Origin of the sequence: Pseudomonas cyclaminis (genome assembly GCF_015163715.1) — a bacterium.
Taxonomy (GTDB): Bacteria; Pseudomonadota; Gammaproteobacteria; order Pseudomonadales; family Pseudomonadaceae; genus Aquipseudomonas; species Aquipseudomonas cyclaminis.
In genome coordinates this window covers 1-1,320 of the sequence record NZ_JADDUM010000401.1, presented here as the reverse complement: position 1 = coordinate 1,320, position 1,320 = coordinate 1, and the positions used below count along the sequence as shown (strand labels likewise).

General features: G+C 60.2%; 1 protein-coding gene. It reads left to right on the top strand.

The window, feature by feature from the left end; all coding sequences use genetic code 11:
- Nucleotides 1–1,141, top strand: a 1,141-nt coding sequence (locus IQK56_RS30820) for a BaiN/RdsA family NAD(P)/FAD-dependent oxidoreductase (RefSeq protein ID WP_193901995.1), incomplete at its 5' end; no start/stop codon positions are given.
- Nucleotides 1,142–1,320 lie beyond the last annotated feature (179 nt).

The following is a 1,320-nucleotide window of genomic DNA, read 5'->3' as shown; positions in this document are numbered from 1 at the left end:
CGCAGGCTTGATGTGCGCACTGACCGCCGCCGGGCGTGGGCGCAAGGTGATGTTGATCGACCACGCGAACAAGGCCGGCAAGAAGATCCTGATGTCCGGCGGTGGCCGCTGCAATTTCACCAATATGTACACCGAGCCTGCCAACTTCCTCTCGCACAACGCGCACTTCTGCAAATCCGCCCTGGCCCGCTACACCCAGTGGGACTTTATCGGGCTGGTGGCCAAGCACGGCGTGCCGTATCACGAGAAGAAGCTTGGCCAGCTGTTCTGCGATAACAAGTCCAGCGACATCCTCGGCGTGCTGCTCGATGAGTGCATCCAGGCGGGCGTGAACATGCACCTGGATACTTCAGTGCAGGAAATCGCCAAGGTCGACAGCGGTTATCAATTGCAGACCACCTTGGGTGAACTGCGCTGCGAATCCCTGGTGATCGCCACCGGCGGCTTGTCGATTCCGACCCTGGGCGCCACCGGGTTTGGTTATCAAGTGGCCCGGCAATTCGGCCACGAACTGCTGCCGACCCGCGCAGGCTTGGTACCGTTCACCATCACCGATCAGCTCAAGGACTTGTGCGGCGAGTTGTCCGGCACCTCCGTGGACTGCCTGGTCAGCTGCAACGACCAGAGCTTTCGCGAGAATATCCTGTTTACCCACCGTGGCCTGAGCGGGCCGGCGATCCTGCAGATTTCCTCGTATTGGGAATCCGGCGACATCGTGGAAATCAATCTGCTGCCCGACCACGACGCCCACACCTGGCTGCAACAGCAACAGGCAGAGCGCCCCAACAGCGAGCTGAAAACCCTGCTCGGTGAGATCTTCACCAAGAAGATGGCCAACTTGCTGGCAGACACGTGGTTCGCGTCCAAACCGATGAAGCAGTACACCCACGCGGAAATCGCCGACATCGCGCAGAAGCTGGGCAGCTGGCAGCTGGTGCCGGCGGGTACGGAGGGTTATCGCACCGCCGAGGTGACGCTGGGTGGGGTGGATACACGGGAAGTGTCGTCCAAGACCATGGAATCGCTGAAAAGCCCTGGGCTGTACTTCATTGGTGAAGTGCTGGATGTGACCGGGCACTTGGGCGGGTTTAACTTCCAGTGGGCGTGGGCGTCGGGCTACGCAGCCGCGCAATACGTCTGAAGGATGTACGCGGTCAAATGTGGGAGGGGCTTGCCCCCGATGGCGGTGGATCAGCTTGCACATGCAGTGGCTGACACACTGCTATCGGGGGCAAGCCCCCTCCCACATTGACTGCATTCCATATTGAGCATGGGTGTGTCCGGGAATAATTTGCTGTTGGATGTGATCACCACCTTGCC